Origin of the sequence: Kitasatospora sp. NPDC058478, assembly GCF_042720345.1 — a bacterium.
GTDB lineage: Bacteria > Actinomycetota > Actinomycetes > Streptomycetales > Streptomycetaceae > Kitasatospora.
This window is the reverse complement of the sequence record NZ_JBHXML010000093.1, coordinates 1-24,319: the sequence shown is the minus strand read 5'-3', so window position 1 is coordinate 24,319 and position 24,319 is coordinate 1. Positions and strand designations below refer to the sequence as shown.

General features: G+C 71.5%; 28 protein-coding genes and 2 pseudogenes. 14 read left to right on the top strand and 16 right to left on the bottom strand.

The annotated features are described in order from the left end of the window. Positions 1-10 precede the first annotated feature (10 nt). The 7 genes and pseudogenes from ACFWPT_RS36525 to ACFWPT_RS36495 form a co-directional block, all read right to left on the bottom strand. The gene (locus ACFWPT_RS36525) at positions 11-229 is read right to left on the bottom strand and encodes a ferredoxin (protein WP_363372684.1); all 219 of its coding nucleotides are present in this window, start codon (positions 227-229) and stop codon (positions 11-13) included. Between the two features lie 243 nt (positions 230-472). Then, positions 473-739, bottom strand: a pseudogene (locus ACFWPT_RS36520) (ATP-dependent DNA ligase); the annotation flags it as partial. A gap of 240 nt (positions 740-979) precedes the next feature. Next, entirely contained in the window at positions 980-2,500 is a 1,521-nt protein-coding gene (locus ACFWPT_RS36515; protein ID WP_380487093.1) for a glycosyl hydrolase family 18 protein, read from the bottom strand. An 808-nt stretch (positions 2,501-3,308) separates the two neighbouring features. After that, on the bottom strand, positions 3,309-4,127 hold the full coding sequence (locus tag ACFWPT_RS36510) for a hypothetical protein (RefSeq protein ID WP_380487091.1): 819 nt from the start codon (positions 4,125-4,127) through the stop codon (positions 3,309-3,311). Positions 4,128-4,280: 153 nt separating this feature from the next. Further along, positions 4,281-4,514, bottom strand: coding sequence for a DUF397 domain-containing protein (locus ACFWPT_RS36505; RefSeq protein WP_380487089.1), 234 nt, complete (start codon positions 4,512-4,514; stop codon positions 4,281-4,283). Between the two features lie 20 nt (positions 4,515-4,534). After that, positions 4,535-4,768 carry a DUF397 domain-containing protein gene (locus tag ACFWPT_RS36500; RefSeq protein ID WP_380370736.1) on the bottom strand — a complete coding sequence of 78 codons (234 nt, stop codon included), beginning with the start codon at positions 4,766-4,768 and terminating at the stop codon, positions 4,535-4,537. Then, positions 4,765-5,625, bottom strand: coding sequence for a helix-turn-helix domain-containing protein (locus ACFWPT_RS36495; protein WP_380370734.1), 861 nt, complete (start codon positions 5,623-5,625; stop codon positions 4,765-4,767). Before ACFWPT_RS36495 ends, ACFWPT_RS36500 begins: the two co-directional genes overlap by 4 nt. Positions 5,626-5,795: 170 nt before the next feature. Between ACFWPT_RS36495 and ACFWPT_RS36490 the strand changes: the two genes are divergently transcribed. The 5 genes from ACFWPT_RS36490 to ACFWPT_RS36470 all read left to right on the top strand — a co-directional run bounded on the left by ACFWPT_RS36490 (position 5,796) and on the right by ACFWPT_RS36470 (position 9,382). Next, entirely contained in the window at positions 5,796-6,239 is a 444-nt protein-coding gene (locus ACFWPT_RS36490; RefSeq protein ID WP_380487087.1) for an ATP-binding protein, read from the top strand. Further along, positions 6,236-6,427, top strand: a complete 192-nt coding sequence (locus tag ACFWPT_RS36485; RefSeq protein ID WP_063346730.1) for a hypothetical protein — start codon at positions 6,236-6,238, stop codon at positions 6,425-6,427. The genes ACFWPT_RS36490 and ACFWPT_RS36485 overlap by 4 nt, the downstream gene beginning before the upstream one ends. A 17-nt stretch (positions 6,428-6,444) precedes the next feature. Continuing rightward, positions 6,445-7,185 (top strand): hypothetical protein, encoded by a 741-nt coding sequence (locus ACFWPT_RS36480; protein ID WP_380487085.1) that lies wholly within the window; start codon positions 6,445-6,447, stop codon positions 7,183-7,185. Positions 7,186-7,446: 261 nt separating this feature from the next. Then, positions 7,447-7,824, top strand: a complete 378-nt coding sequence (locus ACFWPT_RS36475; protein ID WP_063346728.1) for a hypothetical protein — start codon at positions 7,447-7,449, stop codon at positions 7,822-7,824. A 151-nt stretch (positions 7,825-7,975) separates the two neighbouring features. Further along, on the top strand, positions 7,976-9,382 hold the full coding sequence (locus tag ACFWPT_RS36470; RefSeq protein WP_380487083.1) for a pyridoxal-phosphate dependent enzyme: 1,407 nt from the start codon (positions 7,976-7,978) through the stop codon (positions 9,380-9,382). A gap of 34 nt (positions 9,383-9,416) precedes the next feature. Here ACFWPT_RS36470 and ACFWPT_RS36465 read toward each other — a convergent pair whose 3' ends face one another. Next, positions 9,417-10,151 carry a TetR/AcrR family transcriptional regulator gene (locus tag ACFWPT_RS36465; protein ID WP_380487081.1) on the bottom strand — a complete coding sequence of 245 codons (735 nt, stop codon included), beginning with the start codon at positions 10,149-10,151 and terminating at the stop codon, positions 9,417-9,419. 100 nt (positions 10,152-10,251) lie between these two features. Here ACFWPT_RS36465 and ACFWPT_RS36460 point away from each other — a divergent pair, with 100 nt between their 5' ends. From ACFWPT_RS36460 to ACFWPT_RS36450, 3 genes are all read left to right on the top strand, one after another. After that, positions 10,252-11,223: an ATP-binding cassette domain-containing protein gene (locus ACFWPT_RS36460; RefSeq protein ID WP_380370716.1), complete on the top strand. Its 972-nt coding sequence runs from the start codon at positions 10,252-10,254 to the stop codon at positions 11,221-11,223. Next, on the top strand, positions 11,223-12,086 hold the full coding sequence (locus ACFWPT_RS36455) for an ABC transporter permease (RefSeq protein ID WP_380487079.1): 864 nt from the start codon (positions 11,223-11,225) through the stop codon (positions 12,084-12,086). Before ACFWPT_RS36460 ends, ACFWPT_RS36455 begins: the two co-directional genes overlap by 1 nt. Before the next feature lie 113 nt (positions 12,087-12,199). Beyond that, the gene (locus tag ACFWPT_RS36450; protein ID WP_380487077.1) at positions 12,200-13,186 is read left to right on the top strand and encodes an aldo/keto reductase; all 987 of its coding nucleotides are present in this window, start codon (positions 12,200-12,202) and stop codon (positions 13,184-13,186) included. A 73-nt stretch (positions 13,187-13,259) separates the two neighbouring features. On the opposite strand, the gene ACFWPT_RS36445 is transcribed toward ACFWPT_RS36450, so the two are convergent. Genes ACFWPT_RS36445 through ACFWPT_RS36430 form a run of 4 tightly spaced genes read right to left on the bottom strand, consistent with a single transcriptional unit; the run spans position 13,260 to position 16,238 of the window. Further along, the gene (locus ACFWPT_RS36445; protein ID WP_380487075.1) at positions 13,260-14,426 is read right to left on the bottom strand and encodes a hypothetical protein; all 1,167 of its coding nucleotides are present in this window, start codon (positions 14,424-14,426) and stop codon (positions 13,260-13,262) included. Continuing rightward, positions 14,423-14,719: a DNA-binding protein gene (locus ACFWPT_RS36440; RefSeq protein WP_380487073.1), complete on the bottom strand. Its 297-nt coding sequence runs from the start codon at positions 14,717-14,719 to the stop codon at positions 14,423-14,425. The genes ACFWPT_RS36445 and ACFWPT_RS36440 overlap by 4 nt, the downstream gene beginning before the upstream one ends. Continuing rightward, on the bottom strand, positions 14,716-15,468 hold the full coding sequence (locus tag ACFWPT_RS36435) for a hypothetical protein (RefSeq protein WP_380487071.1): 753 nt from the start codon (positions 15,466-15,468) through the stop codon (positions 14,716-14,718). The genes ACFWPT_RS36440 and ACFWPT_RS36435 overlap by 4 nt, the downstream gene beginning before the upstream one ends. Continuing rightward, positions 15,459-16,238, bottom strand: coding sequence for a hypothetical protein (locus tag ACFWPT_RS36430; protein ID WP_380424425.1), 780 nt, complete (start codon positions 16,236-16,238; stop codon positions 15,459-15,461). Before ACFWPT_RS36430 ends, ACFWPT_RS36435 begins: the two co-directional genes overlap by 10 nt. A 250-nt stretch (positions 16,239-16,488) precedes the next feature. Here ACFWPT_RS36430 and ACFWPT_RS36425 point away from each other — a divergent pair, with 250 nt between their 5' ends. Continuing rightward, positions 16,489-17,181 (top strand): cyclic nucleotide-binding domain-containing protein, encoded by a 693-nt coding sequence (locus ACFWPT_RS36425; protein WP_079135459.1) that lies wholly within the window; start codon positions 16,489-16,491, stop codon positions 17,179-17,181. 17 nt (positions 17,182-17,198) lie between these two features. Here the strand turns inward: ACFWPT_RS36425 and ACFWPT_RS36420 are convergent, their stop codons facing one another. Continuing rightward, positions 17,199-17,678: a hypothetical protein gene (locus ACFWPT_RS36420; protein ID WP_380487068.1), complete on the bottom strand. Its 480-nt coding sequence runs from the start codon at positions 17,676-17,678 to the stop codon at positions 17,199-17,201. 88 nt (positions 17,679-17,766) lie between these two features. On the opposite strand from ACFWPT_RS36420, the gene ACFWPT_RS36415 reads away from it, so the two are divergent. The 3 genes from ACFWPT_RS36415 to ACFWPT_RS36405 all read left to right on the top strand — a co-directional run bounded on the left by ACFWPT_RS36415 (position 17,767) and on the right by ACFWPT_RS36405 (position 19,945). Next, on the top strand, positions 17,767-18,393 hold the full coding sequence (locus ACFWPT_RS36415) for a TetR/AcrR family transcriptional regulator (protein ID WP_380370698.1): 627 nt from the start codon (positions 17,767-17,769) through the stop codon (positions 18,391-18,393). A gap of 112 nt (positions 18,394-18,505) precedes the next feature. Then, a complete protein-coding gene (locus ACFWPT_RS36410) occupies positions 18,506-19,087 on the top strand; it encodes a DUF4188 domain-containing protein (RefSeq protein WP_380487105.1) in 582 nt (193 codons plus the stop codon). 69 nt (positions 19,088-19,156) lie between these two features. Beyond that, entirely contained in the window at positions 19,157-19,945 is a 789-nt protein-coding gene (locus ACFWPT_RS36405; protein WP_380487066.1) for a C39 family peptidase, read from the top strand. Between the two features lie 55 nt (positions 19,946-20,000). On the opposite strand, the gene ACFWPT_RS36400 is transcribed toward ACFWPT_RS36405, so the two are convergent. Further along, positions 20,001-20,852, bottom strand: coding sequence for a hypothetical protein (locus tag ACFWPT_RS36400; RefSeq protein WP_380370694.1), 852 nt, complete (start codon positions 20,850-20,852; stop codon positions 20,001-20,003). Between the two features lie 264 nt (positions 20,853-21,116). On the opposite strand from ACFWPT_RS36400, the gene rpe reads away from it, so the two are divergent. Further along, positions 21,117-21,800: a ribulose-phosphate 3-epimerase gene (gene rpe, locus ACFWPT_RS36395; protein WP_380370691.1), complete on the top strand. Its 684-nt coding sequence runs from the start codon at positions 21,117-21,119 to the stop codon at positions 21,798-21,800. A 137-nt stretch (positions 21,801-21,937) separates the two neighbouring features. Continuing rightward, positions 21,938-22,897: a pirin family protein gene (locus ACFWPT_RS36390; protein WP_380487064.1), complete on the top strand. Its 960-nt coding sequence runs from the start codon at positions 21,938-21,940 to the stop codon at positions 22,895-22,897. 174 nt (positions 22,898-23,071) lie between these two features. Here ACFWPT_RS36390 and ACFWPT_RS36385 read toward each other — a convergent pair. After that, positions 23,072-23,179: pseudogene (locus ACFWPT_RS36385) on the bottom strand (hypothetical protein); the annotation flags it as partial. A 230-nt stretch (positions 23,180-23,409) separates the two neighbouring features. Then, the coding region (locus ACFWPT_RS36380; protein ID WP_380487062.1) for an IS3 family transposase at positions 23,410-24,319 on the bottom strand (910 nt) is incomplete at its 5' end.

The following is a 24,319-nucleotide window of genomic DNA, read 5'->3' as shown; positions in this document are numbered from 1 at the left end:
CGGGGGTCCGTCAGGCCCCGGTCCGCGCGGGCTCGTCCCCGGTGACGGTGATCGCCCGGCCCGGGCAGAGCTCGGAGGCGAGTCTGACGTCGTCGAACTGCTCGGGCAGCACGACGGTCTGACGGAGCATCACGAGACTGTCCCGGTCGTCCTGGTCGAAGACCGCGGGGGCGTTCATCACGCACATGCCGGAGCTGCAGCAACGGTCCCGGTCGACGCTCACCTGCATGTCGGGCACCTTTCGCCAGGGCGGCGCCGACTGCCCGGCGGCCGCCTCTCGTTGTCACGGTCAACCTAGCCATCGCTGGTCCGTTCACGGAGGGGTACGGTGGCCGGATCGAGAATGGCTGATTCGGCCCCTGTGTGTGAACCCCCATTGCGGCGCTATGCGTTTCAGCCCGCGGTACTTCGCCGGACGGGTCGGCGGACTCGGCCGCGCGGACGGCCTCACACGCCCTTCGGAGGTGGCCAACTCCCGTACGGAGGCCACCGTGTCGGCCTCGGCGGCGCTCTTGTCCGGCCGGTAGCGCACCACCCGGGCGAACCGCAGGGCCAGCCCGGTGGGGTAGCGGGGGCTGCGCCGGAGGCCGTCGAAGGCGATCTCGACGACCAGTTCCGGCCGGACCAGCACCGTCCGGGCGTCCCGCCCGGTCTCCCGGGCGAGCAACTCGGCGGTCTGCCAAACGAGCGTCCGGTCGGTCAGTCCCTTGAAGGTCTTGCCGAGCATCACCCACGGGCCGAGCCCCGGCTCGCCCGCCGCCCGGGCGGCCGGCGAGGCCCTCGGACGGTCCCGAGGCGGTCGCACCGCGCCGTCGCGACCAGGTATGACAAGCGCGTGTACATCTTCCTCGGCACGGTCACTGTCGCCGCACCGGTCATCTGGCTCCGCTCGTGATCGCGCGGACAGAACCTAGCGGGCCGACGACGGGCATCACGGGACCTCCCGTGATGCCCGCGGTGCGGACGGCGCCGCCCGCCGTCAGCTGCGGCCGGTGACGTAGAGGGGCTTCATGTCGACGACCGTCGCGGTGACGGTGTGCCCCAGGCCCTCGCGGGCGGCGTTGGTGAGCACGCCCGGGTCGGCCTCGGCGTGCTCGGCGAACAGGCCGCCGAGGCCCCGGGCGCGGGCGTACTCGGCCTTGGCGCGGACGGAGCGCGGGGTGTCGAGGGAGAGGAAGACTCCGGTGCTCGGGTTGTGGAGGTAGTCGGCGTCGGCGACGGCGTCCGTGTACAGCTCGAAGCCGTTGCGGCCCTCGCCCTGCTCCAGGTCGAGGTAGTTGCGCAGCACGTCGGCGCAGGTGCTCGTGCCGGGCGCGAAGGAGCCGACCGTCTCGCCCGAGCCGTTGTCGTACCTGCCGCGCAGGGGCGAAATGCCGGTGATGCTCGCGTGCTTGGCGTTGCGGGTGGTGGTGGCGTAGCCGAGGTGGATGCGGTGAGGCGCCACGCCGGCGTGCTCGATGAGGTGGGTGACGGCGTTGTCGACGCAGTCCGTCTGGCTGCTGTTCTGATCGCGGCGCAGCGAGGTGTGGTGCCCGAGCTTCTCGGACCAGGGGCTGCCGAAGAAGTCGAAGGACATCAGGTCCAGCCGGTCGGCGCCGGCCTCGATGAGGAGCGGGACGTTCATCGCGTCCAGTTGGGCTGAGGAGGCCGGCACCGCGACGGCGATCGTCGCGCTCAGGTCGGCGGCGGACAGCGCGGCCCTGGTCTCGCGGATCAGCTCGGCGAAGTTCCCGGCGTCCTCCGGGCCGTACCCGGCCTCCGGGGCGCCGGCCGAGCCGGGCCAGCGCCAGTCCAGGTGGAGGGTGGAGAACATCGGGAAGGCACGGAAGATCCGTACGACGGACTGGGCGAACCGCCGCCGGGAGGCGGGCTCCTGGGCGATGGAGTGGAACGCCTCGCTCAGGTCCCAGCCGCCGATGTGCAGGCCGACCGAGAGGTTCGGGTTGCGCTCCTTGAGGCGCCGGGCGGCACCCAGCAGGCCCTGGGCCTTCGGCTGGGTGAACAGGTCCTGGTAGTCGTTGGAGACCCAGCCGTCGAACCCGTAGCCGAGGTAGGCGGCGGCCGCGCTCCAGGCGTCGATGAAGGTCACGGCGCCGCGCTCGGAGGAGGCGATGCCGAAGTCCTGGGCGGCCTGGGCGGTGGCGGCCGCCAGGCTGCCCTGGCCGCCGACGAGGCCGACCAGGCCGAGGACGATCTCGTCGAAGGCGCCGTTCGCGGCCTCCAGCCGGGTCAGGTCCGCGCCCGGCCCGCCGGTGGGGCCGCCGGTGTCGTCCGTCAGGCGGCTGTCGTAGGCCCAGGTGGTGTCCAGGAAGCCGGACACGGTCTGCTCGCCGCTGCGGTGGTAGGTGTTGAAGGCGGGCTTGGCGACCCGGCAGGGCGTGTAGGAGAGCTTCGAGTCCTCCCGCGCCGGGTCGAAGCCGTTCATCTTGTACGTGCGTTCGGCCGCGTCCACGGCGTGGCCGTTGAGGCCGGGGTCGGACGGGTACACCAGCTCGCTCATGGCATGCGCTCCCTGTGGTGGTGATGACGGAATGCGCCCGGATCGACGCCGGGCGTGATCACGCTTGGGAGCGTAATGGCGGGAGCTGTGCGTGTGGGGCAGTTCGGATGAACTGGTTGACGGTCGATCAGATGAGCGGTAATGCCGACGCCGCTCGCCGCGGGGGACGCGGTGAGCGGCGCCGGGTGCGGCCTCGGGGATCAACCGAACCAGCCTGCTGGTGACCGGCTGTGATCGCCGGCGCCGTATCGGCTCCAGGTCCCGGCCCTCGGTCAGTGGTTCGCATCGAGGGCGCCGTTGGCGAGCAGTGCGCGGAGTTTGAGGACGGTTTCGGCGCCTGACCCTCGACGCCGACGGCGTTTCGAGGAGGCGCCGGGCACCTCCAGCGGCCTCCACCCCCTCCAGCGCCCGAAGTTCCGCGAACCGCTCACCTGTGCGCGGCCGGGCGACACCGTGCACATCTGCGAGATGTTCCGCCTCGTACGCGGCACCGGGCACATCCTCGACGTGTTCGACGTCCTCGACGTGCTCCACCGCGACCGCCTCGCCCTGCACCGTCCCCGAGCTGCCGGTCACGCCCGACATGCCGGGCACGGTCGCCGACTTCCTCCGCACCACCGGGCTGGAGTCCGCCGGCCCACCGCCCTCGATCAGGGCGTCACGGTGCGGCGCGGCCAGGGCTACACCCTGCGCGTCACCGCCGTCCCCGCGGTCCACCGCCAGCTGCTCGACGGCACCCAGAAGCTGTTGTCGTACCGATCAAGCGGCTTGCCGATCGAACGAGGGTCTCGATCGAGTGATCGAGGGCTCAGGGAACGTCCAAGTCCACACCGGCAAGCTCCGGCATCGCCCGGAGGAAGTCCGGAACACTTGCGAGTTCGTCCAGGCGCAGTTCATATGCCGAGATCCTGCGCGCATAGTCGGCAGCCAGGTCATCGACCCGGTGCCGCAGATCGGCGCGCGACGCCACCATGACAGAGTCGTAGTAGTCGAAATCCGAGCCGATCGTCAGGTCCACGAACACCCCTTCTCCCTCAAGGACTTCGGCCAGAGTAGGGGGAGTCGGGCCGCTCAACGCGCTCACCAGACGCTGGCGACGCTCCGGTCCGGGGGCGACTGCGAACACCGTGGTCTCCGACGAGGCGTCGAAGATCACCGCATGCAGCGCGGATACCAGGTCGCGAGGCGTCGACAACCGGAACAAGCCTGCACGACCGGCATGGTCCAGCTCCGCGGCGGTCGGCTCCACCCGAAGGGGCTTCGCCGTACGACCAGGTACGAAGCCCTTGTCCCGTGTGGTGGCGGTCGGCGCTTTGGCGTCGACCTCGTACTCCCAGCTCACCAGCATCGGCGTTTGCTTCAGGAAACGCTCGGCGTCGTCGCAGTAGTACGTCGGGATCACATAGCGGTCCAGGCCGGCCGTCAGACGCCACACCAGGCCCACATAGACGGCGACTTCCTCCATGTTGTTGTTGTTCACGGCCCACTCGGTGTGCGGCGTCCCCTCCTCAGGCCATTCCTGCCACAGGCCAGGCCAGTGCCGAGTCACCGCCAGGTCATTGCCGGGGAGGTAGTGGAAGAGATGGACGCCGTCTGTCGTGGCGGCCTCGAAACGGATCGGATGCACCGCGCCAACCTAGCCTCGGGCAGCTCGGCGACGATGCTCATGACCCGGCGCCTTGCCCAGCCGCGGCCTTCGCGAGCGTGAACCGGCCCGGTGCCGGCAACAGCCACTCAGGGCTTCCCGGCGGTCCCGGCCCGGGCGGTGGGCGGTGGGCGGTCAGGCGGTGAAGCGGGGGTCGTGGGCTTCGATGGCTTGGACGAAGGCGGTCCATTCGGCCTGGTCGAAGGCGAGGTGGGGGCGGCCGGGGTTCTTGTCGTCGCCGAGCCAGACGTCGCCGTTGTCGAAGCGCGCGATGATCACGCAGTCGCCGTTGCCTTCTGCGGAGAAGGGGGACTTGGCCCAGTCGGCGTCGGTGGGGTTGTGGTCGTAGGGGTCGTGGCGGTCGCGCATCTTGGCCTCCCGGTGGGTGATCAGGCGGTGAAGCGGGGGTCGTGGGCTTCGATGGCCTGGATGAAGGCGGTCCATTCGGCCTGGTCGAAGGCGAGGTGGGGGTGGTTCGGGTTCTTGTCGTCGCCGAGCCAGACGTCACCGTTGGGGAAGCGCGCGATGATCACGCAGCTGCCGTTGTCGTCAGCGGAGAAGGGGGACTTGGTCCAGCCGGCGTCGGCGGGGTTGTGGTCGTACGGGTTGCGCTTCTCGCTCACGTCAGCTCTTCCAACTTGCGCTCAAGGGCGGTGATGGTGTCCTCGGGTGACAACGCGCAGCGCTCAACACGGCCAATGGCGCGCTCGGCTCGTCGTACGTCGCGTCCCGTTCTACGCGGGAGCATACCGCCGACTGCTTCGATGAAGACGAATCCTCCTTCTGGATCCCCAGGGAAGCGCATCAGCACCACGCCTGATGCCAGAATTCCAGGCCTGCCAGCGCTGAGTGGCACCATGCGGACGGTCACGTTCGGGTACTGAGACACCTTGATGACGTGCCGGATCTGATCCGCCAGAACCCTCTGATCTCCGGCCACCAGCAGGGCGACCTCTCCGAAGTACGCCTCGAAGTTGAGTGGGTGACTGTCGGTGAGCCTGCGCTGGCGACGAATCCTGACCTCTGTGGCGGCCTCAATCTGCTCGTCATTAGGAGCGCTGAGGCTGGCCGCGATCATCTCGGTTGCGTAGCCCTCGGTTTGAAGCAACCCGGGGAACGCGGCAGGAAAGTACTCGGAAATTTGCGAGGCGTCGGCTTCGAGATCAAGGTACTCCGCGAAGGCCGAGGTGATGCTGTCAGCAAAGTCCAGTCCACGCCACCAACGCCTCGCAGGGCCGTCGCTGAGCAGGCTCTCGAAGTCCTCGCGTTCTTGTCCATCGATGCCGTAGTGATCCAGCAGCGTCTTCAAGTCGGCTGCGCTGATCTGCTGGTGGGCACGCTCGATTCTGCTGAGGCGGGCGGGGTTCCAACCCTTCAGGCCTGCTGTCGAATCGGCAAGGGTCTTGTTGTTGTACAGCCTCCAGTTGCGCAGCTCGTCGCCGAGGCGGATCTGCCTGATCGCTGACAGGTCCTTGCTCAAGTGGCGCCCCTCCCTCTGAGTTTGGGTCCAGTCTCGCCATGATGCGCAGGCGACTCAACTCGTTTCAAGATCCACGGATTTGTCATTGCGTTCGGGTTGCGGGTTCGATTTGATGTCAGCCACACTCACTGTGACCGAACGAACACGCCACTGAAGGTGTGGGGTGACTCATGTCCACCTTGCGTAACCCGGTCCTCCGATCCTGGGAGACCACCCTCACCGAGCACGAAACCTCGGTCCGTACCGCCCGCCGCCTGGTCCGTGACCAGCTCACTTCCTGGGGCTGGGTCGGTGACCCGGTCGACGACCTCGTCCTCATCGCCTCCGAGTTCGTGACCAACGCCGTCGTCCACGCCTGTCACGGCGACGGCGAAGTCCGGCTCTACCTCCAGGAGTTCGACGGCGGCTGCCGCCTCGAAGTCTGGGACCCCCGCAGTGACCTCCCGCTCCTGGAGCGGCGTCCGGGCCGTTTGAACGAGTGCGGCCGTGGGATCGAACTCGCCCGTCGGCTCGCCGTCGACTTCGGGGTGATCGCGCGGTGCGGCACGGGCAAGCGAGTCTGGGCGCGCGTCCTCCGTACCGCTCACAGCAACGTTCCCTCGCCCGAAAGTTGAGCACCATCAAGCTCGCCACCACGGCTGCGATCACCGCCGCCAGCCTCGCCCTCGCCTGCTTCGCCTCGAACCTCGTCCCGCCGCGCGAGCCGGCCACCGCCGACGTCGTCTGGTGGACCACCCTGGCCGCCGCCCTGATGACCGGCATCAACCGTCACAGCGACAACTCCGACGACGACAACGACTGAACCGAGGAGCCCCCCTCATGACGACCATGCACCCCGCCGCCATCGCCTTCCGCGACCCGGCGGCCCTCCGCGCCCGCTGCGACATCGGCAACGTCCGCAGAGTCCACGGCGAACTCGACTACGAGAACGGAGCCGTCGTCCCCGCCGGCGACTGGGCCCCGCTCCCCGAGGAGCACCCCGAGCGCTACGCGCCGGGCCTCTTCACCAAGGACAGCGGCCTGGTCGAGTTCTTCCGCCTCCCCGGGACCGTCACCGACGTCCACACCGTCGCCGCGCTCGTCGGCCTCCTCGGCGATCCGCTGCACGTCGCCCTCGATCCGGCCGAGGACCCGCCCGGCGAGCTGGTCACTCACCGGTTGCCCGAGAGCGGCCTGTGCCTCGGCCTGCACGTCGACAACCACCAGAACCTGCCGTACCCGGACCGCGACACCGCCCGCCGCCGCCTCTGCGTCAACCTTGGCCCCGGCAGCCGCCACCTCCTGCTCGCGGACACCGACATCAAGTCCATCTGCCGTACCGTCCACGACCGTTACGAGACCCACTGCCCGCACACCGACGACCTGCGGATGTTTGTTGCCCTGCGCAGACCGCTCAAGGTGCTGCGGGTCCGCATCGACCCGGGGGAGGGCTGGCTCGCCCCGACCGCCGTGCTGCCGTACGACGAGTCCACGGAAGGTGCGGAAGGTCAGGCCCGGTGGTCCGCCACCGCGTCCTGGCTCGGCCACTGGGGGCGCGATCTCTTCGACCCGCTGATCTGATCGCGCGCCGATCACTCTCCGCACACACCCGATCGGCGGGGCGGGCGCGGGCCGTACCGTTGCGCACTTTGGAGCGCAGCAAATCTGAGGGGCGCGCAATGGGCGCCACGCGCCTTTGTCCGCGCCCCTTTACGGTCGAGAACCCTCGCCGACTCGGCCTCGACGATCCGGGGCTGCCAGTGCTGTGACCGGGATGGTCCACCGTGATCGGAAGGCGGCTCGCGGGACGAGCGCACGAGCAGCGGCTGGTATTACTGGGGCATGCAGGAAGAGACGGCACGCTCCGCGATCGACACCTTCATCTCCGCGTTCAACGCCTCGGACGACAGCTATGTGACTGCCCTGCTCTCCCAGGCCCTGACCTCAGACGTGGTCTTCTGGGGGCCGTTGGGCCGCAGCGAAGGAATCGCGGCGGTCGAGCAGTTCGTGCTGGACATCCGGCACCACCCGGCGGGGACCGGCACGATGGCGCGCTGCTCAGCGGTGGACATGCCTGACGAGTGGGCCCGGTACCAGTGGGTCTTCACCACGCCGGACGGAGGCCCCCGTCTGGCGGGAACGGACGTCGTCCATCTGCGGCGGAGCCTCATCGACCAGGTCATCGTCTTTGCGGGGGAGATCGAGCCGTTCGCCTCCTGAGTCGTCCTTCTGTCGCTGTCCTTCTCGTGAACTTGTCCCTTTCGGCACTCCGGGGCTGCGGTTCGCGGTCGGTCACGTGGTCACAGCACCAGCGACTATCTGACCGCGCGTTCGGGCAGGCTCGGGCGGACAGCCAGTGAAAGGGGCCGTGATGGCCGCAGTGCACGAATCCGTACTCGACGCGATCGGCGGGACGCCCCTGTTCCGCCTCGCCCGGCTCGGCGCCGGGCTGCCCGCGCCGATCTACGCCAAGGCCGAGTTCCTCAACATCGGCGGCAGCGTCAAGGACCGCGCCGCGCTGTCCATGGTGCTGGCCGCCGAGCGGGACGGCCTGCTGCGGCCGGGCGGGACGATCGTCGAGGCGACCTCCGGCAACACCGGCATCGGGCTGACCATCGTCGGGCGGCAGCGCGGCTACCGGGTGATCGCCGGGGTGTCCGACAAGTCGGCGCCCGAGAAGTCCGACATCCTGCGGGCGTACGGCGCCGAGGTGGTGCTCGCCCCGACGGCCGTGCCCGCCGAGGACCCGGCCCACCTGTTCAACGTCGTGCAGCGGCTGGTGGAGGAGATCCCCGGCGCCTGGCTCGCCAACCAGTACGACAACCTGGCCAATCCGGACGCCCATGTGCGTACCACCGGTCCCGAGATCTGGGAGCAGACCGGCGGCCGGGTCACCCACTTCGTCGCGGGCGTCGGCACCGGCGGGACCGTCACCGGCACCGGCGGGTACCTCCAGCAGGTGTCCGGCGGCTCCGTGACCGTCGTGGGCGCCGACCCGGAGTCCTCGATGTACGGGGGCGGGGACGGCAGCCCGTGGTTCGTCGAGAGCATCGGGCACTTCCTCCACCCCGGCACCGTCGAGGACCGCTGGCCGCAGGCCTACCGGTCGGAGGTGGTGGACGCCTTCGAGCGCATCCCCGACCGCGAGTCGCTGCTGACGGCCCGTCGGCTCGCCCGCGAGGAGGGCATCCTGGCCGGGCCCTCCTCGGGCACGGCGGTGGCGGCGGCGCTGCGGGTCGCGCGGCGGCTCGGGCCGGACGACCTGGTCGTGGTGCTACTGCCGGACTCCGGGCGCTCGTACCTGTCCAAGGTGCACAGCGACGACTGGATGCGGCAGTGGGGCTTCCTGGAGGAGGAGTCGGAGTCGGCGGGCGGCCTTCGGTCGCTGCTCGCCGGGGCCGGCCCGCTGGTCGCGGTCGACGCCGGTGCGACGGTCGGCGAGGCGCTGGAGGTGCTGCGCGCCGTGCCCGGCGGGGTGGCGCCGGTGGTGCTGGCGCGGGCGGCGAGGCCGTACGGGGTGAGCGCGACGGAGGTGGTCGGCTCGGTGTCGCGGGCGGTGCTGGCGGCGGCGATCGCGGACGGCGGCGCCAAGCCGGACGACCCGGTGGGTGGTTCGCTGGGCGTGTTGCTCGGGCCGGCGCTGCCGGCGGTGGGCGTCGGGCAGTCGCCGGCCGAGGCGCGGGCGGCGCTGGGGGGCGCGCACGAGGCCGTGTTGGTGCTGGTCGACGGGCGGGCGGTGGCGGTGCTGTCGCGGTCCCGGCTTGAGGGCGGGGTCTGAGGGCGGGGCTTGAGGGCGGGGCCGGTCGGCGGGCTCAGCGGGGCGTCGGCGGGGCCAGGATGGCCGTGATCACCCGGTCCAGCGAGCGGTCGAAGGCGGCGTCCGGATCGGAGGGCGGTCCGGTCGTCGCGAACGCCTGGGCCAGGTGCGGGTATTCGCCGCTCATGGCGGCCCGGGTGAGGTAACCGACCAGCTCCGCCTGCCACTTGGCGCCCGCGGCGGCCGTCTGCTCGTACTGGGCGTACTGGCAGATGAAGCCGTTGAACAGGGCCATGGCCTCCATCCGGGCGCCGCCGCCCAGGCCGGTGGAGGCGGTGACGGCGAGGAAGTGGTCGGTGTAGCGCAGGGCGTTGGGGCCGATGCCCGGGCGGGCGAGCACCAGGGTCGGCAGCCAGGGGTGGCGGCGGAAGATGGCGAGTTGCTGGCGGGCGAGCGCCGCGAGGTCGGCGCGGACGTCGCCGCTCGGCGCGGCCGGCAGCTCGTACTCGGCGGTGACGGCGTCGAGCATGAGGTCGAGCAGGTGCTCCTTCTTCGGCACGTAGTTGTAGAGCGACATGGTGCCCGCGCCGAGGGCGGCCGCGACCCGGCGCATCGAGGCGGCGTCCAGGCCCTCCGCGTCGGCGATCTCGACGGCCGCGGCGGCGATGGACGTCCGGCTGTGGGCGGGTTTCGGCCCGCGGCCGGTGCGTTCGGGGCGTAGCCAGATCAGTTCGGGCGCCTCGGGGGTGGCTGGGCGCTCGCTGTTGCTGGGGGGTTCGTTGGACGGCACTGGGTGATCACCTCGCCCCCCATCTTAGATGCGTACGACGTACGTAGTAGCATTTGGCTCACGCTTCTACGTACGCTGTACCTAGAGAAGGGGCAGAGCCATGTCCGACACCGCCCGACCCGCCATCGAGATGGCGGGCGTGGAGAAACGATTCGGGACCACCGAGGCCCTCCGCGGCCTCGACCTCACCGTTCCCGCCGGTACCGTCTGCGGATTGCTCGGCCCCAACGGCGCCGGCAAGACCACCGCCGTCCGCGTCCTCGCCACCCTCGTCGCCCCCGACCGGGGCACCGCCCGCGTCGCCGGCCACGACGTCGCCCGCGCCGCCGAGGACGTCCGCCGGGCCATCGGCCTCGCCGGGCAGTACGCCGCCGTCGACGAGGGCATCACCGGGCGCGACAACCTCCACCTGTTCGGCCGGCTGCACCGCCTCGGCGCCCGCCGCGCCCGCGCCCGCGCCGACGAACTGCTCGAACGCTTCGACCTCACCGAGGCCGGCGACCGGCTCGTCCGCACCTACTCCGGCGGCATGCGCCGACGCCTCGACCTCATCGCCAGCCTGGTCACCAGCCCCCCGGTGCTCTTCCTCGACGAGCCCACCACCGGGCTCGACCCGCGCAGCCGCCAGGAAATCTGGAACACCGTCAAGGAGTTGGCCGACGGCGGCACCACCGTGCTGCTCACCACCCAGTACCTGGAGGAGGCCGACCGGCTCGCCGACGACATCGTCGTCGTCGATCACGGCGCCGCCATCGCCACCGGCCCACCAGCCAGGCTCAAGGCCGCGATCGGCAGCCAGCTGTCCGTCACCCTCGCCGACCCGGCCCAACTCGCCGCCGCCGCCGTGGTGCTGTCCACCCTCTCGGGCGGCGACGCGCAGGTCGACGCGGCCGAACGGACCGTGACGGTACTGACCCAGCCCGGCGTGTCCGTCCTGCTGCCCTCGCTGGTACGGGAGTTGGACACCGTCGGGATCACCGCCGAGGACGCCGCCGTACGGGCCCCCTCGCTGGACGACGTGTTCCTCGCGCTCACCCGCGAATCCGCCGAAAACCTGAGGAGGGCCGCCTGATGGCCGCCGCGTACACCCCCGCGCCGATGTCGTCCCACCCCGCGCCGACACCGTCCCGCCCTGCGCCGAAACCGTCCCGACCCGCCCGGCTGGCCGTCGACACCTGGACGTCGATGCTCCGCATCCTCCTCAACTACCGCCACTCGCCCGGCCTGTTGGCCGCCTCGCTGGGCGTCCCGGTGATCATGGTGGTGGTCTTCGGGTACGTCTTCGGCAGCGCCATGCGGATCCCGGGCGGCGGCGACTACCGCGAGTTCCTGATGCCCGGCCTGTTCGCCATGGTCGCCACCAACGGCATCATGGTGACCATGGTCGGCGCCGCCCGCGACGTCGGCCGCGGCATCACCGACCGGCTGCGCTCCATGCCCGTCTCCCGTACCGGACTGCTGCTCGGACAGACCCTCGCCGACCTGCTCGTCAGTTTCGTCGTCCTGACCCTCCTCGCGCTCGTCGGCCTCGCCGCCGGCTGGCGCGTCCGCGAGGGCGCCGGGGACGCGGCGGGCGCGTTCGCCCTGCTGCTGCTCTTCCGCTTCGTGATGACCTGGGTCGGCACCTGCCTCGGCCTGACCATCGGCAAGGAGGAGGCCGCCGGCCAACTCTCCGTCGCGGTCTTCCCGATCGCGATGGTCACCAACGCGTACGTCCCCACCGGCGGCATGCCCGGGTGGCTGCGGGTCGTCGCCGACTGGAACCCGGTCAGCGCCGTCGTCCAGGCCTGCCGCGAACTCTTCGGCAACCCCTCCGCGGCCGGCGGCGCCTGGCCCATGCAGCACGCCGTCCTCGCCTCGCTGCTCTGGAGCGGGCTGCTGCTCGCGCTCTGCGTGCCGCTCGCCGTACGGAAGTTCGCCACGCACGGGCGCTGAACAGGCCGGAATCCGGCGATTCCGTCCGACCCGGTTCGTCTGCGCGCCTGTGGGCCTGCTCGTCTGACGGAATGTGCTGGACACCGGCGCCGGTACGGCCGAAGGTGGGCGCCATGGAGTACACCCACCTCGGCCGCACCGGCCTGACCGTCTCCCGACTCTGCCTGGGGACCATGAACTTCGGCCCCCACACCGAGGAGTCCGAGGCCCACCGCATCATGGACACCGCCCACGAGCGGGGCATCAACTTCTTCGACACCGCCAACGCCTACGGCCGCGACAGCGAGGGCAACCTCAGGGGCCGGACCGAGGAGATCATCGGCCGCTGGTTCGCCCAGGGCGGCGGCCGCCGCGAACGCACCGTCCTCGCCACCAAGGTGTACGGGCCGATGGGCGACTGGCCCAACGAGGGCAAACTCTCCGCCCTCGGCATCCGCCGCGCCGTCGAAGCCAGCCTGCGGCGCCTGAACACCGACCACATCGACCTCTACCAGATGCACCACATCGACCGGGACACGCCCTGGGAGGAGATCTGGCAGGCGATGGAGGTCCTGGTCACCCAGGGCAAGATCATCTACGTCGGCTCCAGCAACTTCGCCGGCTGGCACCTCGCCCAGGCCCAGGAGGCCGCCCGCTCCCGCCACTTCCTCGGCCTGGTGAGCGAACAGTCCCTCTACAACCTCCTCGACCGCACCATCGAACTGGAGGTCATCCCCGCCCTCCAGCACTACGGCCTCGGCCTGCTGCCCTGGTCCCCGCTGCGCAGCGGCCTGCTCGGCGGCATCCTCCGCAAGGAACGCGAAGGCACCCGCGTCCGCGGCGCCCTGCCCCAGGCCGACGCACTCCTCGCCACCCACCGCGACCGCCTCCAGGCCTACGAGGACCTCGCCGCCGACCTCGGCACCGAGCCCGCCGACCTCGGCCTCGCCTGGCTCCTCACCCGCCCCGCCGTCACCGCCCCCATCATCGGCCCCCGCACCCCCGCCCACCTCGACGCCGCCGTCGCCGCCCTCGACCTGAAGCTCGACCAGAAGACCCTCGACCGCCTCGACGAACTCTTCCCCGGCCACCAGCCCGCCCCGGAGGACTACGCCTGGTAGCCGGGCCCGGGCGCCGGGAGGCCCACTGCCCCCGGCGCCCGTCCTGCGCCCGTCCCCGCGCCCGCCCCTGCGGTCAGACCAGGGCGCGGGCCCGCTGGTCCCACGTCTCGACCCGCGCCATGGCGGCGGTGACGAGGTCGAGTGCGGCCATGATGTCCTTGGCCGGGGCCCGCAGATCGCGGCTCACGTTGGTGAGCCACTCCATCATCGTCCGGAAGAGCCGGAGCGTCTCCAGGCCCTCGCGCGAGGCCTGGGACATGTCGATGAGCTGGTGCAGGAAGCTGTGGGTCTCCTGGCCCTCCCCGGTCTGCGGCAGCTGCTGGAACATGTCCAGCGAGGCGTGCACGGTCGCGTCGATGTTCGACATTCGGGTGGTGAACTCCTCGGCGCACACCTTGAGTTCGGCCGCCGGCCCGCCGAGGGCGGTGCCGAAGCGCCTGGTCGCCGCGAGCGTGGCGGACGGCGGCGCACCCTTCGCGGCGGCGCGTTTCATGTCAGGCCCGAACTCCTCGGCCAGGGCGGCGATGGCGTTCACCAGCCCGGTCATGGTCTCGATGCCCTCGGTCAGCAGGTCCATCTCGGACTCCACCGTGGCGAAGAGGTCGATCAGGCCGGGCGCGTCCTCCCCGTCCGCCCGCTGCTGCACGGGCGGACCGGCCTCGGCCTCGTCCCGGGAGCGGAGGCCGAGCAGGATCCTGGCCGGGGTCAGCGGGGCGAACCCCTCCCGGATCCCCCGGTTCAGCGCCTCCTGCAACTCGTTGCGCGCGCTCACCAGTCCACTGCGCGACCGCTTGAACAGGATCGTCCGGATCGGCGAGATGTCGAACGGCAGCAGCCCGTGTTCGCCGATGTGGATGGTGAGGCGGCCGGTCGTGTGCCGAAGGCCGAGTTCGTACATCACATTGGCGTTCCCGCCCGTCACATCGGCGATGACGATGTCCGACTGCAGCACATGGCGGCAGATCTGCTCGGTGATCTCCCCGGCCTGCTGGATCTGGTCCGCGCGCAGCGGCTGGATCCGGAAGGCGGCGCAGGCCGGGCCGATGACCTCCTCGAAGGTCTCCAGGGACGTCTCGTACGCCTGGCGGGCCGGACTGCCGACCTCGGCGTGCCGGTCCCCGATCGGGCCGATCACGAAGCAGGTCGGCAGCTGCGCCGATGCCTCCGGGAGGGTTGCCTCCGGTCCGGACTGCTCCGGGCGGAGCGGCTCCGGGTGGGCGGTCGTGGTCATCGCGATCACGCGAGGTCCTTCCATTCGAGACCGGGCAGCGGCGGGGCGCTGACCCAGGGGGCCAGATCGGACGCGTAGACGGGGAGTTCCTCGATGCCCAGGGCGCTGAGCAGGCCGACGGTGGGCACCCGGTAGCGGTACCCGGTGCGGATGACGGGGCAGGGAAAGGCGTCGCGGTGGACGAGGTTGTAGGCGGTGGCCAGGCAGATACCGAACGCCCGGGCCGCCGTGCGCAGGTCGACGGACAGCGGGAGGCCGAACAACTCGGGGAAGGTCAGCGGGCCTTCGGCGGGGGCGATCACCGGCCGACCGCCGTCGAGCGGAGCGAGACCGACCCGAGCCGCGGGCCACGGTGCGGCCGGTGGGTCCGGTGGACCACCTCGCGCAGGCCGAGGTGGTCCGCGAGTTCACCGAGCCGCGCGCCCTCGACCGCCGAGCGCGAGGTGAGGCGCAGCGGCGCGGCCAGGCCGTCGGGCCGGTCCGGTCGAGAGATCGCCAGTTCCCAGAGGTCCTCGGTGGACGCGGCGGTGCGGGCGTCGGCCACGGCGACGATGTCCTCCACCGGCCGCCCGCCGGAGGCCGACCGGCGGGCGAACTCCCACCCCCGGCGGCCCGCCGCCCGGAGCAGGTCCGGCCCGACGTCGGGATCGTCCACCGAGACCTCGGCCAGCCGCTCGACGACCGCGAGCACGACCTCCGACTCGACGTCCCTCCGGTCCGCCCCCAGGCGGCCCGCCGCCTGGCGGGCCACCCGCCTGAGGTGCGGCAGCGCCAGCCAGACGACGGCCTCGACCCAGCCGGTGACCTCCGTCGAGCCGATGGCCGACGCCAGCGCGTCGTGCTGGCCCAGCGCGACGGCCCGACGCCACACCTCGCGGCGCAGCACCTCGTCCACCGGCCGCTCGTACAGTGCCGCCCGGGCCTGCGGCAGGTCGAGGTGGACGGTCTCCCCGCCGACCTCGACCGGCAGGACCTCCGGTCGCAGGTGGGCGGCGCTGGTCACCCGGGCGTGGATGACGTCGAGCAGGCTGTTGTACGTGATCAGAGCCATGGGTCGGTTCCTCCCGACGGACGGTGCGGATCGAGAATGGGCCAGATCTTCGAACTCAGACGGCGCAACGCGCTGAAGAGCCGCCGGAGCGAGCGGGGCGGATGGAACGAGGAGCTCTCCGGCAGGACGAGGAGGTTCCCGGACGGGGTGGGGACGTACAGCCACGCCCGCCGGGCGAACGCCTTGCCGGGAACGGTCGCCAGGATGCTCTGGAACCGGTCCGGGTGCAGGCCGGAGTGCCGGGAGACGACCGCGTCCTCGTACACCCGGTCGGAGACGATCGCCACCAGGTGCGTCGTCTCCGGGCTGGCCCTGGCCAGAACGGCCTTGACCTCTCGGGAGTCGAGCAGCCGGTGCAGTTCGTTCCTCGCCGGCCCGTTCCCCTCGCCGGGCACGCCCTCGGGCGCGACGTGACCGGAGTGGACGCTCACCCGCATCCGGAGCCGGACGCGGCCCGGATCGGCGTTGTGCTTGGCGAGTTGCTCGTCGAGGCGGTCGAGGAACGGGTGGACGACGTACCCCAGCAGCACGGGGTCGAAGCCGAACGCGAGCCCGTCGCCGGAGTTGGCGGGGAACCTCTTCGCGGTCCGGAGGTCGTCGAGGCCGGCCGCGGTGAGTGCGGCGTCGATGACGGGCTCAAGGTGGGCGCTGACCGGCGCGTGGACCGCGCCGGGCAGCTCGGTGAAGCCTTTCACGTCCACACAGAGCAGGCCGGAGAGCGGCGGCAGGGGCTGGCTGGAGTCGCCGGGAAGTGACGGGGGTTCGGGCATGGCGGCCTCCTGGAACGTACGGTCCGGGCGTGTCGACCGGGCGGTCGAGCTGATGACCAGGAGTCTGCGGCCCGGCGGCGAAAATTAGGGGGCCGGAGGCCTCTTAACGATGTGGGGTGCGCCACAGGTTCATTCGTAGGCGATCCAAAGGTGCGGCAGGGTAGCACCCGATATGGGGAAGGTGTCCGGGTGTGCGGCAACTTGCCTGACGTGCAGCCTGATTGGGGTGCGGTGCCTCTAATCTCTCGCCATGACCTTGTGGGGAAATTCGACGGCGGAGCAGGCGTTCGGGCTGAATCGAACATTTCGAGATCACCTGTCCGACACCGATTGGGAGGGAATCCTCGGTTCCGCCAAAGTGAGGTGGATTCGGAAAGGCGAACAGTTGATGCGGCAGGGCGCCGAGGGTCACTCGGTGTCCTTCCTGAAGAAGGGCGCCGTCCGGATCGACCAGGACGGGAAGCTGATCGTCCTCCGGCACCCTGGCGACCTCCTCGGGGACATGGCCGTGTACGGCCGCCGGCCGCGGACGGCCACCGTGACGGCGTACACGGACTGCGAAGTGGTCACCCTCGGAGCGGAGCTGTTCAGGAGCCGCGCGTTCCAGGACGCGTACGGGGCGGCGATCTGGTCGTACGTCATCGGCCGGCAGTTGGAGACCCAGGTCCTGTCGCGGTCCGGCGACAACGTGGCGCGGCTCGCGTGGCTCCTGGCGCCGCTGCTCGACAACGAGGAACTCGCGGTGAGCGGGCCCGACGGCGTTCACCTGCGGGTCGCTCAGAAGGACCTCGCGGACTGCTTGGCCATCGGCCCCAAACTGCTGCGGCAGCTCACGGCGCTGCCGCCGTTCGGCGGAATGCCGGAGGGGCGTCGCAAGCTGACCCTCGTGACGGACCCCGAGGGCCTGCTCGCGGCCGCCGCGCGGCTCGGGGGGCTGCCGTGAGCGGTGGACGGATGCTGTCACGTCGCGGCGATCAGGGCGGCGCCGGTCTCGAACACGTGGTGCCAGGCCTGGTCCAGGAGGTAGGCGCCGTTCATGCCGTGCTCGGCGAGGCGGACGAAGCCTCCCCGCCGGGTGAAGTCGGCTGCCCGGCGGAGGGGTTCGCGGCGGTCGGCGAGGTAGTGGGTGGTGGCGGACAGGGCGAGGGCGGCGAGGAGGCGGCGGGGTTTGGGGCGGAGGCCGAGGGCGCGGGTGCCGAGGAGGAGGGCGGCGGCCTGGGTGGCGGTGTAGGCGGCGACGTGTGCGGCGCAGGCGCGGCGGCCGGCCGGGGTGGGGCGGCCCTTGGTGCCGGCCTGGTGGTCGGTCTGGATCCAGTGGTCGGCGAGGGTGGCGGAGGCGCGGAGGAGGGCGTAGGCGGCGGCGAAGGCGGCGGCGCGGGAGGCGGGTTGGGGGGTGGGTTGGGGGGTGAGGGCGGTCGGTGTGGGCGTGGGTGTGGGCATGTACGTGGGCATGTGCGTGGGCATGGGGCTCCGATCGGTGGGGTGACGGTTTCCTGGTGGGGCGGCCTGCTGTGGTAGCAAGGCAGGCATGACGGAACGGCCTGGCGGGCGCAGCTCGTACCACCACGGATCGCTGCCGGAGGCGCTGGTCGCCGCGGCGTTCGAGCTGCTGGACGAGTACGGGCAGGAGAAGGTGAGCATGCGGGAGGTGGCGCGGCGGGCCGGGGTGTCGGCGGGGGCGCCGTTTCGCCACTTCGCGGACCGGCAGGCGTTGTTGACGGCGTTGGCGGACCGGGTGCTGGCGGACTTCGTGCGGTGCCAGGAGGCCGAGGTGGCGGCGGTGGCGGCGGTGGATCCGGCCGGGGGGTCGGTGATGCGGGCGGTCGGGCTCGGGTTCGTCCGGTACGCGCTGCACCATCCGCACCGGTTCGACCTGGTGCGTTCGCGGGTGTTCGTGGCCTCGCGGGAGCCGGAGCTGCGGGATCAACTGGACGGCATGGACCGGGCGTTCACCGGTCTGATCGTGGCGGACCAGGAGGCGGGCCGGTTGCGTCCGGGGGATCCGGGGCTGATGGGGCTGGCCGGGCAGGCGCTGGTGTTCGGGCTGGCGCAGATGATCGTGGACGGCTACCTGCCGGGGGAGGAGGCGGAGGAGCTGGCCGGGAAGGTGCTCGACACCTTCGGTCAGGGAATCGCCAACCTTCCTTCGCAGTAACCGATTTGTGCGTGCGGCGAGCCTTGACCGGGTTTCCCGGCCCTGATGTAATCACCGATTACATGGGGTGCGGGAGGCTGAGATGTCCATGGGAACGACGTTCGTCCGATCGATGTTCGCCAAGCCGACGCCGGGCTACACCACCGCGGGCGCCACCGGCGACACCGTGGTGCTGCTGATCGGCATGCGGATCAACCGCTTCTGGGCCGTCCACCACTGGGGCCCGGTGATGTTCGCGATGTTCCGGATGCTGTACGAACTGGGGCGCAGCCCCGAACGCGGCCTGCGCGGGCGGATCCTGCTCACCGCCTCGCCGCGCACGTACTACGTCGTCCAGTACTGGGAGTCGAAGGAGAAGCTGTACGGCTACGCGAGCGCGCCGGACGGCTTCCACCACAGCGTCTGGGGCATCGTCAACCGCAAACTGCGGGAGGGGAAGGCCCGTCGGCACGTCGGGCTGTGGCACGAGACGTACGTGGTGCCGGAGGGCGGGTACGAGTCGATCTACTTCGACATGCCGCCGTTCGGTCTCGCGGGCGCCACCGGCTCCCTGCCGCTCGAGGCGCGTGGGCGCCGCGCGTCGCAGCGACTGGCCTACCGGTCGGAGGGTTCGACGGAAGGCCTGAAGGAGGGCTCGACGGAAGGCCTGAAGGAGGGCTCGAAGGACGGCTCGGGGGAGCGCGTGCCCGAGTAGGGGTGCTCACCGGGCGCTCAGGGAGTGTCGCGGGTCGGCCCGGGTGCCGCGGCGTGAGAGCGTCGGGGGATGGCGGAGGAGCAGGGCGGGATGCCGACGGGCGCGCCGAGAGGTGTACGGGCGGGCGCGCCGACCGGCGCATCGGCCGGAGCACACGCGGGCGCAGCGACGGGCGCGCCCACGGGCGGGCCGGTGGTGCACGAGGTGCCGTACCACGCGCAGTGGGAATCGGCCGAGTTGGTGCGGGTGATCATCGACGGACAGGTCGACGCGGCCGAGGACCCCCGGTGGGGGCAGTCCGGTGCGACCACCCCGGAGGAGTACGCGTGGTGGTCGTGGCGGCTGTGCGGGGTGGCCTGCCTGCGGATGGCACTCGACCACTGGTGGGGCCTGGCGCCCCCGGCGCTCACGCTGGCCGGGGAGTGCGTGGCGGCGGGGGCGTACGTCCGGGACGGCGAGAGCCTGCGCGGACTGATCCACACGCCGTTCGCCGACTACGTCCGGCGGCGGTGGGGACTGGCCGCGCAGGCGCGGGAGTTGGCGCCCGCGGAGCTGGTGGCCGAGGTGGCCGGCGGGCGGCTGGTGATGGTGTCGGTGCATCCCGCGATCCGGGAGCCGGCCGGTCCGGCGCCGGTGCGGCGGGGCGGACACCTGGTGCTGGTGGTGGGCGCCACGGACACGGCGGTGGTGATCCACAACCCGTCCGGATTCCCGGGAGAGTCGCAGTCCTTCGCACACGTGCCGTGGCGGTCGTTCGAGCGCTTCTACGCCGGGCGGGGGATCGTCCTCGGCCCGCCGGGCACGGGTGGCGCGGGTGGCACCCGATCGGTTCCCGACCAGCAACCGGTCGGGAGCTGACCGGCGGCTGGTCGGGACCTCATGAGGGGCTGATCAAGGGTTGATCAGGGGCTGATCAGGGGTTGTCCGGCAGGCCGGCCGGGTTGACCGGGAGCTGGCTGCGACAGAGCGCCGATATCGGCTTCAACGCGGCGGCCAGACGGTCGAGTTCGGCACGCGGGTAGTCCTCCCAGACCCGCGCGGCGGCCAGGTCGGTGGCGGCCTCCAGGGACTGGTGCCGGATCCGGCCGAGTTCGGTCACCGAGCCCGCCGTGGTCAGCCAGCCCCGCTCGACCAGGCGCGCCGCGGCCGCGTCCCACTCCTCGTCCGTCCAGCCGCGCATCGGCTGGAGCATCTCGCGCCGGACGTCCATCGCGCACCGGACCACCAGCGCCTCGCACCCGTCCAGTCCGGCCGCCACCAGGGCCGCCACGTGGCCGTCCCCGCGGTGCTCGCGCATCACCGTGGCGGCCTGCCACAGCCGTTCGTACAGGCCGGAGGGGCGGGGCAGCGCGGCGTTGGCGGCGGCCAGCACCCGGCCGACGCAGTCGAGCCGGCCCGCGGCCCGCTCCAGGGCCTCCACCACCAGTTCGACCTGCGCCGGGTCCACGTGCTCCAGCAGCCGGGCCAGCGCCGCCGCCGAGCCCTTCAGCCGGGCGGCCAGCGCCTCCTCCGGGCTCGCGTGCGTCCACACCTCCGGCAGCGCGCGCTCGACCATCGCCGGGGAGAAGCTGAAGAACGCGGCGATCACCGGCGGCGCGTCCACCGCGCCCAGCGGCGCCGACCGGCTGGCGAAGTAGCCGCGCCAGCCACCGTGCAGCCCGGCCGCCTCGTAGGCCTCGCGGCTCTCGGGCAGGAAGTAGGTGACGGCGTGCACCGGTTCGAAGAGCCACCACAGTGCACGGGCGGGGTGGACGAGATCGGCCATCGAAGGACCTTCCTCGGAGAGGGGCGGGGCGAACCCGGCCGGACGGGGCGGCTCGGCGGGCGCCGACGGATCGGGCGCGCGCGGGCCGCTTCAGTGCTGATGACCACGGCGGCGGCCACGGTAATCCCGGACCGGGTGTGATGACGGTCACGGGGAGGTCCAGGTGTGCACCCGGCCGGGCGTCGGCGCGAGATGATGGGACGAGGTGCCCGCTCCCGGGACGCCGCAGCCCTCGTGTGAACCCTCGTGTGAAGGTAGTCGGTAATGGCGCAGATCAACCCCAGCATCCTGTCCGCGGACTTCGCCCGGCTCGCCGACGAGGCCGAGGCCGTCAGGGGCTCGGACTGGCTGCACGTCGACGTGATGGACAACCACTTCGTCCCCAACCTCACCCTGGGCGTCCCGATCGTCGAGTCGCTCGCCCGCGCCACCGACACCCCGCTCGACTGCCACCTGATGATCGAGGACCCGGACCGCTGGGCCCCCCAGTACGTCGAGGCCGGCGCCGGCTCCGTCACCTTCCACGTCGAGGCCGCCGCCGCGCCCGTCCGCCTCGCCCGCGAGATCCGCGCCAAGGGCGCCCGCGCCTCCATGGCCCTCAAGCCGGGCACGCCCATCGAGCCGTACGAGGACCTGCTGCCCGAGCTCGACATGCTGCTGATCATGACCGTCGAGCCCGGCTTCGGCGGCCAGGCGTTCCTCGACATCATGCTGCCGAAGATCCGCCGCACCCGGGAGCTGATCGCCAAGCACGACCTGGAACTGTGGCTCCAGGTCGACGGCGGCGTCTCCGCCGGCACCATCGAGCGCTGCGCCGAGGCCGGCGCCGACGTGTTCGTGGCCGGCTCGGCGGTGTACGGGGCCGAGGACCCGGCCGAGGCCGTGCGCAAGCTGCGGGAGCTCGCGACCAAGGCCTCGGCGGACGCCTGGTGGGCCTGCGGGCACTGAGCCCGGGCGGGGTGGCGTTCAGGAGCGGTGTTCCGGGGCCCGGCCCGGCGAGGGGTGGAGGATTCAACGGTCGTCAGGGATGATCGTTGGCGAACGCCCCTCGCCCGGCCCCTCTCCGCACGGTGGTGGAACCGCACATGAGCAACCTCGACCGCAAGCCCTCCCCGACCACCTGCGGCCGCGAGGCCGACACCGGACCGGTCAAGGACCTGCTGACCGGGCGTCAGGTCCAGCTCGGCGAGAGCACGATGGTCCGCCGCCTGCTCCCCAACCTGGGCCGCCGGATGGTCGGCGCCTGGTGCTTCGTCGACCACTACGGACCCGATGACATCGCCGACGAACCCGGCATGCAGGTCCCGCCCCACCCCCACATGGGCCTCCAGACGGTCAGTTGGCTCCACCAGGGCGAAGTGCTGCACCGCGACAGCCTCGGCAGCCTCCAGGCCGTCCGCCCGTACGAACTGGGCCTGATGACCTCCGGCCGGGCGATCTCCCACTCCGAGGAATCCCCGCGCCCGCACGCCCGCTACCTGCACGGCGCCCAGCTCTGGGTCGCCCTCCCGGACGCCCACCGGCACACCGCCCCCACCTTCGAGCACCACGCCGACCTGCCCGTCGTCACCGCCCCCGGCCTGCACGGCACCGTCATCCTCGGCACCCTCGACACCGCCACCTCGCCCGGCACCGCCTACACCCCCCTCGTCGGCGCCGACCTCGCCCTCACCGAGGGCGCCGACCTCAAGCTCCCGCTCGTCCCCGACTTCGAGTACGCCGTCCTCTCCATGTCCGGCAGCGTCGACGTCGACGGCGTCCGCGTCGAACCCGGCTCCATGCTCTACCTCGGCTGTGGCCGCCCCGAACTCCCCCTCCACGCCCGCACCGACGCCGCCGTCCTCCTCCTCGGCGGCGAACCCTTCGACGAGCAGATCCTCATGTGGTGGAACTTCATCGGCCGCACCGGCGAGGAGATCACCCGGGCCCGTGAGGACTGGATGTCCACCGCCCGCTTCGGCGACGTCCACGGCTACGCCGGCGACCGCCTGCGCGCGCCGGAGCTCCCCGCCCTCCCGCTGAAGGCGCGGGGGCGCGTGCGCTGACCTGGTGAACTGCGTTCGTGAGGCGCGTGCCTGCGGTCCTCTCCGGGGGTGGATCCGGATCATGCGGTGTGCCGGGTTGGGGAGGGCGTGGGGCGCTGGTTGGGTGGGAGGGCCCTGGAGCCACGCGGCGATGCTGTCTGCGTCGCGGTCGGGCAGCAGGTCAAGGGGCTGGTGGGTCTCGCAGTCGACCAGGATGGTGCCGTACCGGCGGCCTTTCTTCGTGGCGAACTCGTCGATACCGAGCACGCGTGGGCTCGTCCAGGCCGGTTCTGGCAGTGCCATGACCAGGCGCAGGACGGTCGTCCGGCTGATCACGATCCCGAGCAGCAGTGCCAGACGAACAACGGCGCGGGCGGCCAGGACGACGCCCAGCGCGCTGAGTAGCTGCAGCAGGAGGGGCGTTCGGCGGCCGTAGCGACAGGTCGGCCCCTCGATCTGCCCGGCGAAGGTCACGCGCGGGCAGTCTCCGTTGTCGCAGAACTGAGCTTCCCCCGCTGTGTGGGAGGTGCTGATTAGCTGGTCAGAGCGGGTGTGGGTAGGTCGAGGGCCGCTGGTTTGGCCGTCGCCTGGTCGGCGTAGTACTTGGCTTCGTACTCGTCGGGGCTGAGCCAGCTGAGGCGCTTTTGGATGCGGCGGGTGTTGTACCAGCCGTCGATGTAGGCGAACAGGGCGAGGTCGGCGTCGGTGCGGGTCGCGAAGGTCGTGCGGCGCACGCACTCGGTCTTCAGGACGCTCCAGAAGTTCTCCGCGAGGGCGTTGTCGAACGAGTCGCCCACGCTCCCCATACTCGGCTCGATTCCCGCCTTCAGCAGGCGGGTTGTGAGCTTGATGGACGTGTATTGACACCCGTGGTCGCTGTGATGGATCAGCTTGCCGGGCTCGACTGGCCGGCCGTGCAGCGCGTACTCCAGGGCGGTGAGGACGAGGTCGGTGTCCGCCCGCTCCGAGGTGTGCCAGCCCACGATTCGGCGGGAGAAGGCGTCACGGATCGTGGCCAGCCACCATGCTCCCTCGCCGGTCGGGACCAGCGAGATGTCGGCGACCCACAGCCGGTTGGGGGCGCCCGTCGTGAAGTTGCGTTGGACCAGGTCCGGGGCGGGGTCGGCCGCCGGGTCGCGGCGGGTGAAGGAGCGGGGCCGGCGCGGGCTCACGCCTTGCAGGGCGGCCTCGCGCATCAGGCGCTCGACTCGTTTACGGCCGACGCGGGTTCCCTCGCGCCGCAGGACGGCGTGGACGCGTGGAGAGCCGTAGGTTCCGTCGGAGTCGGCGTGAACGCGGCGGATGTGCTCGGTCAGCTCGGCGTCGTGGCGCTTGCGCTCGCACGGCGCGTGAACGTCGCGGCGCCAGCGGTAGTAGGTGGAGGCGGGGATGTGCAGTTCCCGGAGGACGGGCTCGGCCCCGAAGCGGTCCTGGTGCTCGTCG

Excerpts from the sequence above, each read along its gene's own strand:
- ACFWPT_RS36405 (WP_380487066.1), top strand. The coding sequence starts at position 19,157 with ATGGCGGAGGAGCAGGGCGGGATGCCGACGGGCGCGCCGAGAGGTGTA.
- ACFWPT_RS36475 (WP_063346728.1), top strand. The coding sequence starts at position 7,447 with ATGCAGGAAGAGACGGCACGCTCCGCGATCGACACCTTCATCTCCGCG.
- ACFWPT_RS36420 (WP_380487068.1), bottom strand. The coding sequence starts at position 17,678 with ATGCCCACACCCACGCCCACACCGACCGCCCTCACCCCCCAACCCACC.
- ACFWPT_RS36410 (WP_380487105.1), top strand. The coding sequence starts at position 18,506 with ATGTTCGCCAAGCCGACGCCGGGCTACACCACCGCGGGCGCCACCGGC.
- ACFWPT_RS36450 (WP_380487077.1), top strand. The coding sequence starts at position 12,200 with ATGGAGTACACCCACCTCGGCCGCACCGGCCTGACCGTCTCCCGACTC.
- ACFWPT_RS36415 (WP_380370698.1), top strand. The coding sequence starts at position 17,767 with ATGACGGAACGGCCTGGCGGGCGCAGCTCGTACCACCACGGATCGCTG.
- ACFWPT_RS36435 (WP_380487071.1), bottom strand. The coding sequence starts at position 15,468 with ATGGCTCTGATCACGTACAACAGCCTGCTCGACGTCATCCACGCCCGG.
- ACFWPT_RS36400 (WP_380370694.1), bottom strand. The coding sequence starts at position 20,852 with ATGGCCGATCTCGTCCACCCCGCCCGTGCACTGTGGTGGCTCTTCGAA.
- ACFWPT_RS36490 (WP_380487087.1), top strand. The coding sequence starts at position 5,796 with ATGTCCACCTTGCGTAACCCGGTCCTCCGATCCTGGGAGACCACCCTC.
- rpe (WP_380370691.1), top strand. The coding sequence starts at position 21,117 with ATGGCGCAGATCAACCCCAGCATCCTGTCCGCGGACTTCGCCCGGCTC.
- ACFWPT_RS36425 (WP_079135459.1), top strand. The coding sequence starts at position 16,489 with ATGACCTTGTGGGGAAATTCGACGGCGGAGCAGGCGTTCGGGCTGAAT.
- ACFWPT_RS36455 (WP_380487079.1), top strand. The coding sequence starts at position 11,223 with ATGGCCGCCGCGTACACCCCCGCGCCGATGTCGTCCCACCCCGCGCCG.
- ACFWPT_RS36525 (WP_363372684.1), bottom strand. The coding sequence starts at position 229 with ATGCAGGTGAGCGTCGACCGGGACCGTTGCTGCAGCTCCGGCATGTGC.
- ACFWPT_RS36470 (WP_380487083.1), top strand. The coding sequence starts at position 7,976 with ATGGCCGCAGTGCACGAATCCGTACTCGACGCGATCGGCGGGACGCCC.
- ACFWPT_RS36515 (WP_380487093.1), bottom strand. The coding sequence starts at position 2,500 with ATGAGCGAGCTGGTGTACCCGTCCGACCCCGGCCTCAACGGCCACGCC.
- ACFWPT_RS36460 (WP_380370716.1), top strand. The coding sequence starts at position 10,252 with ATGTCCGACACCGCCCGACCCGCCATCGAGATGGCGGGCGTGGAGAAA.
- ACFWPT_RS36505 (WP_380487089.1), bottom strand. The coding sequence starts at position 4,514 with ATGCGCGACCGCCACGACCCCTACGACCACAACCCCACCGACGCCGAC.
- ACFWPT_RS36390 (WP_380487064.1), top strand. The coding sequence starts at position 21,938 with ATGAGCAACCTCGACCGCAAGCCCTCCCCGACCACCTGCGGCCGCGAG.
- ACFWPT_RS36430 (WP_380424425.1), bottom strand. The coding sequence starts at position 16,238 with ATGCCCGAACCCCCGTCACTTCCCGGCGACTCCAGCCAGCCCCTGCCG.
- ACFWPT_RS36480 (WP_380487085.1), top strand. The coding sequence starts at position 6,445 with ATGACGACCATGCACCCCGCCGCCATCGCCTTCCGCGACCCGGCGGCC.